At 61.1% G+C, this 15,705-nt stretch carries 11 protein-coding genes; 7 read left to right on the forward strand and 4 right to left on the reverse strand.

Annotated elements, in window-relative coordinates; genetic code table 11:
* Positions 1-112 precede the first annotated feature (112 nt).
* Entirely contained in the window at positions 113-1,933 is a 1,821-nt protein-coding gene (typA, locus tag LCH64_RS06860; protein ID WP_003220792.1) for a translational GTPase TypA, read from the forward strand.
* A gap of 226 nt (positions 1,934-2,159) precedes the next feature.
* Here the strand turns inward: typA and LCH64_RS06865 are convergent, their stop codons facing one another.
* A complete protein-coding gene (locus tag LCH64_RS06865; RefSeq protein ID WP_045122258.1) occupies positions 2,160-2,597 on the reverse strand; it encodes a YkgJ family cysteine cluster protein in 438 nt (145 codons plus the stop codon).
* A 258-nt stretch (positions 2,598-2,855) separates the two neighbouring features.
* Here LCH64_RS06865 and LCH64_RS06870 point away from each other — a divergent pair, with 258 nt between their 5' ends.
* From LCH64_RS06870 to LCH64_RS06890, 5 genes are all read left to right on the forward strand, one after another.
* A complete protein-coding gene (locus LCH64_RS06870; protein ID WP_226499823.1) occupies positions 2,856-5,306 on the forward strand; it encodes a glycogen/starch/alpha-glucan phosphorylase in 2,451 nt (816 codons plus the stop codon).
* Positions 5,307-5,562: 256 nt separating this feature from the next.
* Positions 5,563-9,150 (forward strand): DUF2339 domain-containing protein, encoded by a 3,588-nt coding sequence (locus LCH64_RS06875; protein ID WP_226499824.1) that lies wholly within the window; start codon positions 5,563-5,565, stop codon positions 9,148-9,150.
* Positions 9,147-10,511, forward strand: a complete 1,365-nt coding sequence (locus tag LCH64_RS06880) for a DUF3999 domain-containing protein (protein WP_226499825.1) — start codon at positions 9,147-9,149, stop codon at positions 10,509-10,511. The genes LCH64_RS06875 and LCH64_RS06880 overlap by 4 nt, the downstream gene beginning before the upstream one ends.
* A gap of 329 nt (positions 10,512-10,840) precedes the next feature.
* Complete coding sequence (locus LCH64_RS06885; protein WP_003220797.1) at positions 10,841-11,851, forward strand: class 1 fructose-bisphosphatase; 1,011 nt, start codon at positions 10,841-10,843, stop codon at positions 11,849-11,851.
* A 3-nt stretch (positions 11,852-11,854) separates the two neighbouring features.
* Complete coding sequence (locus tag LCH64_RS06890; RefSeq protein ID WP_226499826.1) at positions 11,855-12,457, forward strand: DUF924 family protein; 603 nt, start codon at positions 11,855-11,857, stop codon at positions 12,455-12,457.
* A 10-nt stretch (positions 12,458-12,467) separates the two neighbouring features.
* On the opposite strand, the gene LCH64_RS06895 is transcribed toward LCH64_RS06890, so the two are convergent.
* From LCH64_RS06895 to LCH64_RS06905, 3 genes are all read right to left on the reverse strand, one after another.
* Positions 12,468-12,800, reverse strand: coding sequence for a type II toxin-antitoxin system RelE/ParE family toxin (locus LCH64_RS06895; RefSeq protein WP_103485259.1), 333 nt, complete (start codon positions 12,798-12,800; stop codon positions 12,468-12,470).
* Positions 12,797-13,069 (reverse strand): type II toxin-antitoxin system Phd/YefM family antitoxin, encoded by a 273-nt coding sequence (locus LCH64_RS06900; protein WP_226499827.1) that lies wholly within the window; start codon positions 13,067-13,069, stop codon positions 12,797-12,799. Before LCH64_RS06900 ends, LCH64_RS06895 begins: the two co-directional genes overlap by 4 nt.
* A 204-nt stretch (positions 13,070-13,273) precedes the next feature.
* Positions 13,274-15,166 carry a methyl-accepting chemotaxis protein gene (locus LCH64_RS06905; RefSeq protein WP_226499828.1) on the reverse strand — a complete coding sequence of 631 codons (1,893 nt, stop codon included), beginning with the start codon at positions 15,164-15,166 and terminating at the stop codon, positions 13,274-13,276.
* Positions 15,167-15,448: 282 nt separating this feature from the next.
* Between LCH64_RS06905 and LCH64_RS06910 the strand changes: the two genes are divergently transcribed.
* Positions 15,449-15,703 carry a hypothetical protein gene (locus LCH64_RS06910; RefSeq protein ID WP_003220802.1) on the forward strand — a complete coding sequence of 85 codons (255 nt, stop codon included), beginning with the start codon at positions 15,449-15,451 and terminating at the stop codon, positions 15,701-15,703.
* Positions 15,704-15,705 lie beyond the last annotated feature (2 nt).

Consider the following 15,705-nt stretch of genomic DNA (forward strand, 5'->3'; position numbering starts at 1 on the left):
GCGTCACCGGCCCCCCGACACCGCCGTCAAGCTGTAACGGCCATGCCGGACACTACTGTTAATCGCTGCCAAGACTTGTCAGCAAACCGAATCCTCTGATCGAGATACACAAGTGATCGAAAATCTACGTAACATCGCCATCATTGCCCACGTTGACCATGGTAAGACCACCCTGGTAGACAAACTCCTGCGTCAATCCGGCACCCTGGAGCGCAACGAGCTCAACGACGAGCGCGTGATGGACTCCAACGACCAGGAAAAAGAGCGCGGTATTACCATTCTGGCGAAAAACACCGCCATCAACTGGAACGGCTACCACATCAACATCGTGGATACCCCGGGCCACGCCGACTTCGGCGGCGAAGTAGAACGCGTAATGTCGATGGTTGACTCCGTTCTGCTGCTGGTTGACGCTCAAGACGGCCCTATGCCGCAAACCCGTTTCGTGACCAAGAAGGCCTTCGAAGCCGGCCTGCGTCCAATCGTGGTGATCAACAAGGTTGACCGTCCAGGCGCGCGTCCGGACTGGGTTCTGGACCAGATTTTCGACCTGTTCGACAACCTCGGTGCTACCGAAGAACAACTGGACTTCCAGGTTGTTTACGCTTCGGCCCTGAACGGCATCGCCGGTCTGGACCACACCGCCATGGCGGAAGACATGACCCCGCTGTACCAAGCGGTAGTCGACCACGTTCCGCCTCCGGCCGTTGACCGTGACGGTCCGTTCCAGATGCAGATCTCCGCTCTGGACTACAACAGCTTCCTGGGTGTTATCGGTGTTGGCCGTATCGCTCGTGGTCGCGTCAAGCCGAACACCCCGGTTGTCGCTATCAGCGCCGACGGCAAGCGCCGCAACGGTCGTATCCTGAAGCTGATGGGTCACCACGGTCTGCACCGCATTGACGTTGAAGAAGCAGCGGCCGGCGACATCGTCTGCATCAGCGGCTTCGACGAGCTGTTCATCTCCGACACCCTGTGCGATATCAACACCGTCGAGGCGATGAAGCCGCTGACCGTTGACGAGCCAACCGTTTCCATGACCTTCCAGGTAAACGACTCGCCATTCTGCGGTAAAGAAGGCAAGTTCGTGACCTCCCGTAACATCAAGGATCGTCTGGACAAAGAGCTGCTGTACAACGTTGCACTGCGCGTTGAAGAAGGCGACTCGGCTGACAAGTTCAAGGTTTCCGGCCGTGGTGAGCTGCACCTCTCGGTACTGATCGAAACCATGCGTCGCGAAGGCTTCGAGCTGGCCCTGGGCCGTCCTGAAGTGATCATCCGTGAAGTTGACGGCGTGAAGCAGGAACCGTTCGAAAACGTCACCATCGACATCCCTGAAGAATCGCAGGGCAAGGTCATGGAAGAGATGGGTCTGCGTAAGGGCGACCTGAGCAACATGGTGCCGGATGGCAAGGGCCGTGTTCGTCTGGAATACAACATCCCTGCTCGCGGTCTGATCGGTTTCCGTAACCAGTTCCTGACCCTGACCAACGGTGCTGGCATCCTGACCTCGATCTTCGACCGTTACGCGCCAGTGAAGTCGGGCCACATGTCCGGCCGTCAGAACGGCGTTCTGGTTTCGGTTGAAACCGGCAAGGCACTGACCTACTCGCTGGAAACCCTGCAGGCTCGTGGCAAGCTGTTCGTAGAACACGGCCAGGAGATCTACAACGGTCAAATCGTTGGTCAGAACAGCCGCGACAACGACCTGGGTGTGAACCCAACCAAAGGCAAGAAGCTCGACAACATGCGTGCTTCGGGTAAAGACGAAACCATCGCTCTGGTACCACCTGTTCGCTTCACTCTGGAACAGGCTCTGGAATACATCCAGGAAGACGAGCTGTGCGAAGTCACGCCTAAGTCCATCCGTCTTCGCAAGAAGATCCTGGACGAAAGCGAGCGTACCCGCGCTGCCAAGAAAGCCAAGGCGTAATTTAGCCCGAGCTTGAAAAAACGCCCCCGGTCGCAAGACCGGGGGCGTTTTTGTTTGTCCGGGATTTAACCGATACGGGTGCGGTGTTTGTGCTGGCCTCTTCGCGAGCAAGCCCGCTCCCACAGTAGATCTCGGTGAACACAAATCTTGTGTACGCCACAGTTCCCTGTGGGAGCGGGCTTGCTCGCGAAGGCGGCCTGAAAGGCGCCGAAAATTTCAGGAACGATCAGAACTTCTCGATCGACCGCGAGTTCTGCACTCGCTCCACTTCTTTGGGCTTGTACGCGCAATACCCCGGACGCGGGCCGATTTTCGGGTGGTTGCGGCAGGTGTCCGGGCGCTTGTCATAAATGGTGCACAGGCGCGATTTACGATCCAGGTAGTAGCAATCGTTGTTGCTCATGCGCTGCAGGGTGAAGATCCCCGACTTCTGGTTGAAGCGTTCGACCAGCCCTTCCTTTTGCAGGCGCTTGGCGATGTTCTTCGGCGGATCGCCCAGCTCGAACTCGTCGACCACGCCGATGCGCACCAGATCCTTGATCTTGACCTCGACCGGCAGCGTGCAGCAGCTGGAGATACAAGAACCGCACATCGGGGCCGAATATTTGGCCCACGTATCGAGACGATCGATCTCGGCGGCGGCAATCAGGTTGGGCTTCATCATCGGGAGTTACCAGGCGTGTGCATCAGGGCGCGCGATCATACCGGGACTGGTGGATTTTTGAACAACCTTTCGCCAGATTTTTTCATCGCCCGTCAAAATTGGCGCTTAACCCGGCACGGGCCATGCATCGATCAGCGTGCTCGCCAGGGTTATGCCGGGCGATCTCACACTCTCAAGAAAAACTGCCGAACCAGAGCCGCCAGCGTCGGTCAGACCGTCTAGGCTCAGACAATTCCCCGCTCGCTCGAGGTCCTATCGATGACTCAAGAACCACTAGTTCGCGAAGCAGAGGTGGCCGCATTCCGCGATGCCGTCCTGACCAAGCTCACCTATGCAGTGGGTAAAGACCCGGATCACGCCTTCGACCATGACTGGTTCGAAGCCATTGCCCTGGCGGCGCGCGACCACATGGTCGAGCACTGGATGGACCACACCCGGCAGATCTACCGCAAAGGCCAGAAGCGGGTGTATTACCTCTCGCTGGAATTTCTCATCGGTCGTTTGCTCTACGACAGCCTGAGCAACCTCGGCCTGCTCGACGTCGCCCGTGAAGCGCTGACCGAACTCGGTGTCGATCTGGAACGGATCCGCCTGCTCGAGCCGGATGCGGCACTCGGCAACGGCGGCCTCGGGCGTCTGGCGGCGTGCTTCATGGAAAGCATGTCGACCCTCGGCATCGCCGGGCACGGCTACGGCATTCGCTACGAACACGGTCTGTTCCGTCAGGCCATCGTCGATGGCTGGCAGCAGGAACAGACCGAGCACTGGCTGGATTTCGGCAACCCGTGGGAGTTCGAACGTCCGGAAGTGGTGTACTCGATCGGCTTCGGCGGCAGCGTCGAAACCGTGACCGATGCCAGCGGCAAGACCAAACAGGTCTGGTCGCCTGCGGAAACCGTGCGGGCGATTGCCTATGACACGCCAGTGGTCGGCTGGCGCGGGGCGAGCGTCAACACCCTGCGCCTGTGGCGCGCCCGGGCGATGGAAGATCTGCACCTGGAGCGCTTCAACGCCGGTGACCACTTGGGCGCCGTCGCCGAAGTGGCCCGGGCTGAAAGCATTTCCCGGGTTCTCTATCCGGCCGACAGCACCGAAGCCGGGCAAGAGCTGCGTCTGCGTCAGGAGTATTTCTTCGTCGCCGCTTCGCTGCAGGATTTGCTGCGCCGCCATCGCAACATGCACACCTCGGTGCTGACCCTGGGCGATCACGCGGCGATCCAGCTCAACGACACCCACCCCTCGATTGCCGTCGCCGAATTGATGCGCCAACTGGTCGACGTCTACGACGTGGCCTGGGATGCGGCGTGGCAAGTCACCGTCGACACCCTGTCGTACACCAACCACACGCTGCTGCCGGAGGCGCTGGAAACCTGGCCGGTCGGCCTGATGGAGCGCATGCTGCCGCGGCACATGCAGATCATTTATCTGATCAACGCCCAGCACATCGACTCGCTGCGGGCCAAAGGCATTCACGATTTCGACGTGCTGCGCGCGGTGTCGCTGATCGAGGAAGATAACGGTCGCCGGGTGCGCATGGGCAACCTCGCGTTCCTCGGTTCGCACAGCGTCAACGGCGTATCGGGGCTGCACACGCAGTTGATGCGCAAGACTGTGTTTGCCGAACTGCACAAGCTCTACCCGGAGCGGATCAACAACAAAACCAACGGCATCACCTTCCGCCGCTGGCTGTTCCAGGCCAACTCCGAGCTGACCTCGATGCTGGTCGACTCCCTCGGCCCGGAGGTGCTGGATAACCCGGAAGAACGCTTGCTCGACCTCGAACCGTTCGCCGAGAAAACCGCGTTCCGCAAAGCCTTCGCCGAGCAGCGCCTGCACAGCAAAAAGGCCTTGGCCTATCTGATTCACGAGCGGCTGGGGATCGCGGTCAATCCGGCGGCGATGTTCGATGTGCAGGTCAAACGGATCCACGAATACAAGCGCCAGTTGCTCAACCTGATGCACACCGTGGCGCTGTATCAGGCGATCCGTGCCGAGCCGGAAACCGACTGGGTGCCGCGAGTGAAAATCTTCGCCGGTAAAGCGGCGGCCAGTTATCACCAGGCCAAACTGATCATCAAACTGACCAACGACATCGCCCGGGTAGTGAACAACGACCCGACCGTACGCGGCTTGCTGAAAGTGGTGTTCCTGCCCAACTACAACGTCAGCCTGGCGGAAAGCATCATCCCGGCGGCGGACTTGTCCGAGCAGATTTCCACGGCTGGTTTCGAGGCTTCGGGCACCAGCAACATGAAGTTCGGCCTCAATGGCGCACTGACCATCGGCACCCTCGACGGCGCCAACGTGGAAATGTGCGAGCGCATCGGCGCCGAGCACATGTTCATCTTCGGCCTCAGCGCGCAGCAGGTCGAAGCGCGTAAACAGAACCACGAGTTCAGCGCCGCACCGGATATCGCTGCGTCCCATCGTCTGAACGATGTGCTGCAGGCGATCCGCAGTGGTGTGTTCTCACCGGACGACACGTCGCGCTACACCGGGCTGATCGATTCGCTGGTGGACTACGACCGCTTCCTGGTCTGTGCCGACTTCGACTCGTACTGGGAAGCGCAGATGCGCGTCGATGCGCACTGGCACGATTCCAATAACTGGTGGCGTTCGGCAGTGCTCAACACGGCGCGCATGGGCTGGTTCTCCTCAGACCGGACGATTCGCGAGTACGCCACGGATATCTGGAAAGCGCTGGAGTAATCTTTCGCAACAAATGTGCGCAAGGCCCAGCGTTTGTTGGGCCGGATCGATATACTGAGCGCCGGTTACCGAATGTGTCAGTTAGCACAAGACCCCCTTGTGGGAGCGGGCTTGCTCGCGAAGGCGTTGTATCAGTCAATTGGATATCGACTGACACAACGCCTTCGCGAGCAAGCCCGCTCCCACATTGGATTTTGCCTAGACTGAAGCGACTGTCGGGATTGCCCCTCCTTGGGGCTGCTTAGGGATATCGACCATGCAATGGATGTTCATGTTGATCGGGCTGTTGCTCGGCTGGCTGCTCGACGAGTCGTTCAGTACCGCACTGCTGGGTGCGCTGCTCGGGCTGGCGATCGGGCAAACGCTGCGCATCGCCCAGCTCGGCAGGCAGACTGCAGAGCAACAACGCCAACTTGAACAGACGAAGGTGGCCTTGCAAGGCGTCGCGCAGCGCCTGTATCTGCTGGAAGGCTCTCCCTCTCACGCGGTGCCGGCGGCAAGCGCGGAACCGGTCAGCGAGCCCGCCATCGTCGCCGAACAAGCACCCGCCGACGCGCCGGATCTGGTCTGGGAACTGCCACCCGAGCTCGAACCGATCTCTGCCGTTGCCAGCGAAACCAGTCAGCCGCTGCCGGCCGATGTCTGGCATCTGGACGCCGTCACTGCCGAACCATCACCCCCCGCACAACCTGCCGAACCTCGTGGCCCGAACCTGATCGAGCGTGGCATCCGCGCTGCGCGCAACTGGCTGTTCGGCGGCAACACCGTGCTGCGGGTCGGTGTGGTGCTGCTGTTTTTCGGTCTGGCCTTCCTGCTGCGCTACGCCACCGAAGGCATGGTGGTGCCGATCGAATTGCGTTACGCCAGCGTCGCTGCGGCGGCGTTGGCCCTGCTGGCGCTGGGCTGGTGGCTGCGTACGCGCAACAGCAGTTATGCGCTGATCCTGCAAGGCACCGGGATCGCGGTGCTGTACCTGACGGTGTTTGCGGCGATGCGTCTGCATACGTTGCTCGATCCGTCCGCCGCGCTGGGTCTGCTGGTGGCGGTCACGCTGTTCTCGGCGATCCTCGCCATCACTCAGGATGCTCTTGGACTGGCCGCCGCCGCTGCGCTTGGCGGTTTTGCCGCGCCGATCCTGACCTCGACCGGGGAGGGCAACCATGTCGCGCTGTTCAGCTATTTCGCGCTGCTCAATGCCGGCATTCTCGCCATTGCCTGGTTCAAGGCCTGGCGCCTGCTCAACCTGATCGGGTTCGTCGGCACGTTCGGTATCGGCTTCGCCTGGGGCCAGCGTTCCTACGCCCCGGAGCTGCTGTGGAGCACCGAGCCGTTCCTGATCCTGTTCTTCCTGATGTATCTGGCCATCGGCCTGCTGTTCGCCCGGCGCAAGTTGCTCGACATGCCCGATGCGCCAGCAGACGGCGATCGCGAGGCGCTGCTCCAGTGGTCGGCGCGCAAGGGCGACTACGTTGACGGCACGATGCTGTTCGGCCCGCCGATCGTGGGCTTCGGCTTGCAGTTTGCGCTGGTGCAGCACCTGGAGTTCGCCGCAGCGTTCAGCGCACTCGCACTGGGCGTGATCTATATGGGCCTGGCCCGAGTGTTGATGGGCGGTCGCGCATTGCTGCTCGGTGAAACCTGTCTGGCGCTGGGGGTGATTTTCGCCAGTCTGGCGATCCCGCTGGGCCTCGATGCGCGCTGGACTTCGGCGGCGTGGGCAGTGGAGGGCGCGGGGATTTTCTGGCTCGGTCTGCGTCAGCATCGGCCGTTCGCCCGGGCGTTTGCCCTGCTGCTGCAACTGGGTTCGGCGCTGGCGTTCCTCAGCCAGTTGCGGGTCGGCACAAGCAGCCTGCTTGACGGCGCACCGCTGGGGGCGTTGATGCTCGGCATCGCGTTGCTGTTCAGTTTCTATCAGTTGCGCAAAGCCGCGCCGGAACAGGCTTCGCCGTGGGAGCGCCAGGGCCTGCCGGTGCTGGCGGCACTGGGCCTGACGTTCCTGTACTTGTTGGCCCCGCTGTTTTTCTTGGTTCAGGCGACCGCGATCAGTTGGGCCTTGGCCGGGCTGGTGACCTTGTTTATCGGCCTGCGCCTGCAATCGCGCACGTTCCTGTTCACCGCGTTCGCCGTGCAGTTGCTCGGCGGCGCGCTGTTCCTGTTGCGCCTGCAAGGCGCGGGCGAGGATTCGGCGGCCGTATTCAGTGCCGGTTGGAGCGGTTTGCTCAGCGCATCGCTGATCGGTCTGGCGTTGATCGCCGGCATGCTGCTGGCGGCGCGCGACGAAATGGTGCGCGGCGATGTGCGGCTGCTGCGCGGGTTGTCGGTGGTGTTGCTGGCGGGGTTGGTGCTGATCAATCTGGCGGTGCTGTTCGTGCTGCCGTGGCAAACCGCGAGTGCGGTCTGGGCGGCCAGTGGTCTGTTGATCATCTGGCTTAGCCTGTACCTCAAACAGCGCGTGAGTTTTGTCTTTGGGCTGTTGTTGCAGTTGATCGGCGGCGCGGCGTTTTTGCTCGCCGGCCCCGAGTTGCTCGGGCCGCTGTCCAGCGAAGGTCTGCGGCCGTTGGCCCATGGCGGCTTCTGGACGCCGCTGGTGCTGGGGTTGGCCGCGCTGGTCGGTGCCTGGCGCCTGCAATTGGGCAATCACGCCTCGGCCTTCGACGCGCTGAGTTTGCAACGCCTGTCCGAAGTGCTGCTGGTGTGGGGCGCCGGTTGGTGGGCGTTGGCGTGGGTCAGTGAGGTGCTGCGTTTTGCGCCGCTGAATCTGCAGGCGACGCTGTTGCTGCTGGTCGCTGCGCTGAGTGTGGCGTTGTGGACGCTGTTGGCTTTGCGCCTGAAATGGCCGGCGCTGGGCCTGCTCTGCACCTTGCTGATTCCGGCTGCCGGACTGGTGTTGCTGGCGGCGTGGCATGCGCGTTATCACCCAGCGGCGAATTTCGGTTGGCTGGCGTGGGTATTGGTGTTCGCCGTGCATTTCTTCAGCCTGCGGCGTCTGGCGTCGATGCTGCCGGCTCGGGCCTTGAGCACTGCGCATGTGCTGGGTTGCTGGCTGCTGATCGGCGTGCTGGCGCTGGAGCTGCGCTATGGTCTGCTGCAGTTGTCCGAGCAATACAACGCCTGGCGCTGGCTGGGTTGGGCGATCCTGCCGAGCCTGTATCTGCTGTTGGCGGCGGCTCCACGCAACTGGCCGTGGCCGGTGGCAGCGTTCCCTCGCGAATATCGTTTGTACGCTGCCGCGCCGCTGGCAGTGCTGATGCTGGCGTGGTTCTGGCTGGCCAACGGTGTCAGCGACGGCAACGCCGAACCGCTGCCGTATGTGCCGCTGATCAACCCGCTGGAATTGGGCCTGCTGTTCGCCTTGTTCGGGGTTTACGTGTGGTCGCGTCATGCGGTGACGCAGTTTGCCCTGCGCAAGGATTACGCCGAGTACGCCACGCAACTGGTCGCCGGGGTTTCGCTGTTCGCCTTCTGCACCGCGCTGGTGACCCGCGCCGCACACCATTGGGCGGGGATTCCGTTCGAGCTGGATCTGCTGCTCGAATCGATGCTGGTGCAGGCCGGGTTGTCCATCGTCTGGACCCTGATGGCGTTGGGGCTGATGATCGGCGGGCATCTGCGCCATCGTCGCGAAGTGTGGCTGATCGGCGCGGCGCTGATTGCGCTGGTGGTGGCCAAACTGATTTTTGTCGAATTGAGCAACCGTGGCGGCCTCGCCCGGATCGTCTCGTTTATCGGCGTCGGTGTGTTGCTGCTGGTGGTGGGCTACTTTGCACCGCTGCCACCGAAACGCGTCGAAGCCGAACCGGCGGCGGACAAACCCGTCCCGGACACCGAAGGAGTTTCATCTTGAGTCGCATGCGGAATCTGGGGTGGTTGGCGCTGGGTGTGGTGATGACTGCCGGCGCCCTGGAAAAATCGGCGGACTTCGCCACGCAGGTGCCGCTGGCGGTGAGTGGCAACGGTCCGTGGTATCGCCTCGACCTGCCGTTGAGCGCGCAATTGCAGGCACGCCAGACCGATCTCAGCGACCTGCGCATATTCAACGCCGCCGGTGAACCGCAAGCCTACGCCCTGGCCCGCGAATCGGCGCAGACCCGCGACGACGGGCAGTTGCATGAGGTGAAGTGGTTCCCGCTGTACAACGCCGCCGATGCCAGTGAGCGTGCGCCGAACGTGCGTGTGCAATCGACCACCACTGGCACATTGGTAGAAGTGCAGCCGTCGACTCAACTGGAGGCCGGCGAAGAAGTGCTGCGTGGCTGGCTGCTCGATGCCAGTGCGATCAAGGCGCCGCTGCAGCAGCTCATTCTCGACTGGACCAGCGAGCGTGACGGCTTCCAGCGCTTCAGCATCGAGGCCAGTGATGACTTGCAGCATTGGCAGGCGTGGGGTGAGGGGCAGGTGGCACGGCTGACCTTTTCCGACGAGCGCATCGAACAGCATGAGGTCGCGCTGCCGGGGCAATCGGCGCGCTATCTGCGCCTGCTGTGGGAGGCTCCGACGTCGGCACCGATCCTGACTTCGGCACAATTGAAAAGCAGCGATCCACGCAACGTGCCGCTGCCGTTGGTCTGGTCGCAAGCGCTGGCGGGCAGCAGCACCCAGTCCGGCGAGTACACCTGGCAGTTGCCGATGGGGCTGAATGTCGAGCGGGTGCAGGTCGAGCTGAAACAACCGAACAGTCTGGCTCCGGTCACGCTTGCGGGCCGGCGCGAAAGCAGCCTGCCGTGGCAGACGTTGAGCAACGGTTTGCTGTATCGCCTGAGCCAGAACGGTCAGGACGTGGTGCAGAACGAATTGCAGTTGTACGGGCAGACTGTGCAGCAATTGAAACTGAGCGTGGACGAGCGCGGCGGTGGTCTGGGCGAGCAGGCACCGAGCCTGAAATACGCGGTGCGGGCGACGCAGGTGATTTTCCTTGCGCGCGGTGAGGGGCCGTACAGTCTGGCGCTGGGCAATCCGTCGGTGAAAACCGCGAACCTGCCGCTGAGCACGCTGATTCCGGATTTCAAACCGGAAAAACTCGCGACGCTGGGCAAGGCAACGGTGCAGGGCGCAGTGGTCACCACGCAAGTGGCGAGCAGTGAGGCGGCGGCGATGCCGGAGACCAACTGGAAGAAGATCGGCCTGTGGGCGGTGTTGCTGGTGAGCGTGGTGTTCCTTGGGGCGATGGCGGCGAGTCTGTTGCGCAAGCCACCGACCAACTCCTGAGCATGGCTGGCGCTGCGCGCCATTCGCGAGCAAGCCCGCTCCCACATTGATCGCGTCCAGCAGGGCTACTCGGTCAACTGTGGGAGCGGGCTTGCTCGCGAAGGCGGCCGATCGGCCAACAAGAATTTCAGATCGGTCGCGGATCCGCATGCACCACCCGTCCCGTTTCGAACTACGCTGAATGCGGTGCCTGAACTCTCTCGACCCGTTCACGTCTGATGGAAGCAATTGCGCCCCAATGCACGTTACCGGGCGTCATCGCTCGCTACGTTTTCAGACTCCCTGTAAACTGCGCGGGTTTTTAGCCCCCCATTCCACCGGAGCCGTCCATGTCCCGCGTTACCCTGAGTCGCTATTTGATTGAGCAGACCCGCAGCAATAACACTCCTGCCGATCTGCGCTTCCTGATCGAAGTGGTGGCGCGTGCCTGCAAAGAGATCAGCCACGCCGTGTCCAAAGGCGCCCTGGGTGGTGTTCTGGGCAGCATGGGCACTGAAAACGTCCAAGGCGAAGTGCAGAAGAAACTCGACGTGCTGTCGAACGAAATCCTGCTCGAAGCCAACGAATGGGGCGGTCACCTGGCCGGCATGGCGTCCGAAGAAATGGACAATGCCTACCAGATCCCGGGCAAATACCCGAAAGGCGCCTACCTGCTGGTATTCGACCCACTGGACGGCTCGTCGAACATCGACATCAACGCCCCGGTCGGCACCATCTTCTCGGTACTGCGTTGCCCGAACGAATACCTGAGCCAGAACGAAGCGCTGAACGAAAAAGCCTTCCTGCAGCCAGGCACCCAGCAGGTTGCTGCCGGTTACGCGATCTACGGCCCGCAGACCATGCTGGTACTGACCCTGGGCGACGGCGTCAAAGGCTTCACCCTGGACCGCGAAATGGGCAGCTTCGTGCTGACCCACGAAGACATCACCATTCCTGAAACCACCCAGGAATTCGCAATCAACATGTCCAACCAGCGCCACTGGGAAGCCCCGGTACAACGCTACGTCAGCGAACTGCTGGCCGGCGAAGAAGGCCCGCTGAAGAAGAACTACAACATGCGCTGGGTCGCCGCGATGGTGGCCGACGTACACCGCATCCTGACCCGTGGCGGTCTGTTCATGTACCCACGCGACAGCCGTGAGCCATCCAAGCCCGGCAAACTGCGTCTGATGTACGAAGCCAACCCGATGTCGTTCCTGGTGGAACAGGCTGGCGGCGCGTCCACCGACGGTCATCAGCGCATCCTCGACATCCAGCCCGAAGGCCTGCACCAGCGCGTAGCGGTGTTCCTCGGTTCGAAAGAAGAAGTCGCCCGCGCTACGGCCTACCACAAGGAATAAGCCATGAGCGCGCCCTGGCAGCCGTTGCTCGATTGGTGGTTCGGACACGCCGAATCACCGGACGAGATTGCGGCTGACAAGGGCAAGTTGTGGTTCGGCAAGAAAGACAGCCAAGACCTCGAAGCGCGTGAGCGTTTCGGGGTCTTTGTCGATCAGGCCCTCGCTGGCGAATTGACCGAGTGGACGCAACGTCCCGAAGGTTGGCTGGCGGTGGTGCTGCTGCTTGATCAACTGCCGCGCATGATCTTTCGCGACACGCCCAAAGCATTCTCGGGTGATCTGCGTGCGCAGAAGCTTGTCGCCCAAGGCATTGCGGCGGACTTCGACCGGCAACTGAAGCCGATCCAGCGGGTATTCATTTATCTGGTGTTCGAACACTGCGAAAACCTCGCGGTGCAGAACGAAGCCGTTTCGCGCTTTATAGCTCTGCTGGCTGAACAGCCGGAAGCCGAGCGGGCGGTGTTTGCCGACAATCTGGATTATGCCGAACGGCATCGGACAGTGATTGCGCGGTTTGGAAGGTTTCCGCATCGCAATGCGGTGTTGGGGCGGGAGTCGACGGCTGAGGAGTTGGCGTTTCTCAGTCAGCCTGGATCACGGTTCTGATTTGTTGAGTTCAAGGATTGCCGTTCAACAGCCTCTTCATCAAAAGTGAAGGCAGGCTTTTTCTTGAGTCGACAATGATATGAACGAAGACGGTCTTTTCTCTGACTTCATAAATGACTCGGTTCATCCCGGAAATGATTTGTCGGTATTGACCAAGGTTGAGCTTCTCGATTTCCTCGGGGATTGAACCGGAATAAGGAAGGTCTGCGAGACCAAGAATGGCGGTCTTGAGATCAGCGTAGGTACTCTGCCACGTCTGACTCGAGAACTGTTTGATAAGGTAGGTACGGAGTTCTTTGAGATCTGTCTGTGCGGACTGAAGAATAACGACCTTTAAACTCATTGATGGTCGGCCCTGTCCAAGTCCGCGAAAACATCCTCAGCGTCTCGATACTTGCCTTCCTCAATCTCCCGATTGCCCATTGCCAATAGCTTCAGCAAAGCCATTGTGTCTTCCAGCTCCTCAAAGCTTTTCACGTCCATAACTACAAGCTTGGCTTCACCATTTTGGGTGATGACCAATGGCTCACGGCTTTCAGTGATCGACTTGACGATCTCCGCTGTATGACTTTTGAGGTAGCTGATCGGTTTGATTTGCGATGAAAGCTTCATGGTTGAGTCTCGCCAAATTGAACAGGACTGAGTTTAGTCTTAATTCAGTCCTGCGTCATTGCGAGCTGACCAGCGTATTTCAACTCAAAATTCAATCGTCGCTAACGCCGTCATCGCCAGCAGGCTGCCTCCCAAAGGGGATCTGTGTCGTTCACAAAAACCTGTGGGAGCGGGCTTGCTCGCGAAGACGCCAGTGGCCGCGCCTTAGATCCTGAAGCTGCCTACCAGCTGCTTCAACCGCGCCGCCTGCTGCTCCAGATCCGAGCAAGCCCGCAAGGTCGCCTGCAGGTTCTCGACACCTTCCTGGTTCAGCGTGTTGATCTCGTTGATGTCGACGTTGATCGACTCGACCACCGCGGTCTGCTCTTCGGTCGCGGTAGCCACCGACTGGTTCATCCCGTCGATCTCGCCGATGCGTTGGGTCACGCTGCCCAGACGTTCGCCGGCCTGGTTGGCGATGCCGACGCTGCTTTCGCTCTCGCGCTGGCTCTCGGTCATGATGCTGACTGCCTGGCGTGCGCCGACCTGCAGTTCTTCGATCATCTTCTGCACTTGCTGCGCCGAATCCTGAGTGCGGTGCGCGAGGTTGCGCACCTCGTCAGCGACCACGGCGAAACCTCGGCCAGCCTCACCGGCGCGGGCCGCCTCGATCGCGGCGTTGAGCGCCAGCAGGTTGGTCTGTTGCGAGATGCTGGTGATCACTTCCAGAATCTGCCCGATGTTCACCGTGTTGCTGTTGAGGGTTTCGATGTTGCCGCAGGAGTCGCTGATTTTTGCCGACAGCTGCTGCATGGCCTGAATGGTTTTATCCACAACCTGCTGGCCGTCGACCGCCAGGCTGCGCGCGTCGCTCGAATGCTGCGAGGCGAGGGCGGCGTTCTGGGCGATTTCCTGAGCGGCGGCGCCGAGCTGGTTGATCGCCGCGGCCACGCTGTTGGTGCGGCTGGCCTGCTGGTCGGAGTTGTACATCGACGAGTTCGACGCGGCGACCACGCGCAGGGCGACTTCGTTGACCTGGCCGGTGGCCGATGACACTTCGCGGATCGAGGTGTGAATACGCTCGACGAAGCGGTTGAACGACAGGCCCAGCGCGCCGAACTCGTCGTGGCCGTGGATCACCAGGCGCTTGGTCAGGTCGCCTTCGCCTTCGGCGATGTCATGCATGGCGCGACCCATGGTCAGCAGCGGCTGCATCAGCACGCGAATCAGCATGCCGAGCAGGGCGATGATGATCACCACCGCGATCGCCATGGCGATCAGCGCCGAGGTGCGGAATTCGCTGAGCATCGAGAACGCGGTGTCTTTGTCCAGCACCAGCGCAACGTACCAGTCAGCCGACGGCACGCCGTTGACGCGGGTGAACGAGATCAGTTGGGTCTTGCCGTCGAATTCGACTTCTTTCAGGCCCGGGCTGACTTTCGGCGCGCCGTTGGGATAGGCCTCGGCGAGGGTTTTCAGGACCAGTTTGCTGTTCGGGTGAATCAGGATCTTGCCATCGGCGCTGACGATGAACGCATGGCCGTGGCCACCAAAGTTGAGCGAGTTGATGATCGCGCTGACACTGGTCAGGTCGATATCCGCGCCGGCCACACCGATCATCTGGCCCTGACGCTGCACCGGGGTGGCGACGGTGATCACCAGTTTGCCCGACGACGCGGCGATGTAGGGTTCGGTGACGATGGTCTGCTGCGCGCTGTTGGCCGCCTTGTACCAGCCACGGGCGCGCGGGTCGTAGTCCGGCGCGCGGTTGCCGGCGGGTACCGAGAACATCACGCCGTCAGCGCCGCCGAAGTAGCTGAGCTGGAAATTGCCGGTGTAGGCGGGCAGGTCGATGATGCGCTTGAGGCTGGCCGGGGCGCTGCCGTCGGCGGCGACCTGCTGCGACAGCGATTGCAGCAACTGGATACGGCTTTCCAGCCAGGTCTGGATGTTGCTGGTGGTCAGGCTGCCCAGCTCCTGCATCGAGGCTTCGGTACTGCTGCTCAGGGCTTCGCGTTGTCGATAGTCGTTGAACAAAATGAAACAGGCGAATGCAACGGCCACCACAAGGGCGGCAGCCAACAAGATCTTGTGGCTGAATTTCATGTTTCTGGTCATCGAATGAACTACCGCGAAGGGGCTGGTCGAGAAAGGGCGGCAATTTGCCACACTCTGGGGCTTTGCGCTGCTCTTATTTCGGCCTGGGTGCGCCAAAGATTAGGGCGCTTTTGTGAAAAGCGACGAAATGCTCAGAAGCCCTGCAAAGTGTCTGATTTATCGGCAAAAGCCAGACGAGCGGAGCAATAAATAGCCATTTCTGAAGGGAACCAGATGAGGGTTTTCTCTTCTAAGCTTCTGGTTGGCCCCATGCCATCCCCCTTCCGCTCCAGGAGTTACTTCATGTCGCTGCGATCTATCGCCCTTCTGACCTTTTGCGTGCTGCTCGCCGCATGCAGCAAGGTCAATCAGGAAAACTACTCGAAACTGTCGGCCGGCATGGCCAAGGCCGAAGTCGAGACGTTGCTCGGCAAACCTACCGACTGCTCGGGCGCGCTCGGCATGTCCAGTTGCACCTGGGGCGACAAGAACAGCTTTATCAGCGTGCAGTACGCCGGTGACAAAGTGCTGATGTTTTCCGGCCAAGGCCTGAAGTAAAC

Origin of the sequence: Pseudomonas sp. MWU16-30322 (genome assembly GCF_020515535.1) — a bacterium.
Lineage (GTDB): Bacteria > Pseudomonadota > Gammaproteobacteria > Pseudomonadales > Pseudomonadaceae > Aquipseudomonas > Aquipseudomonas fluorescens_H.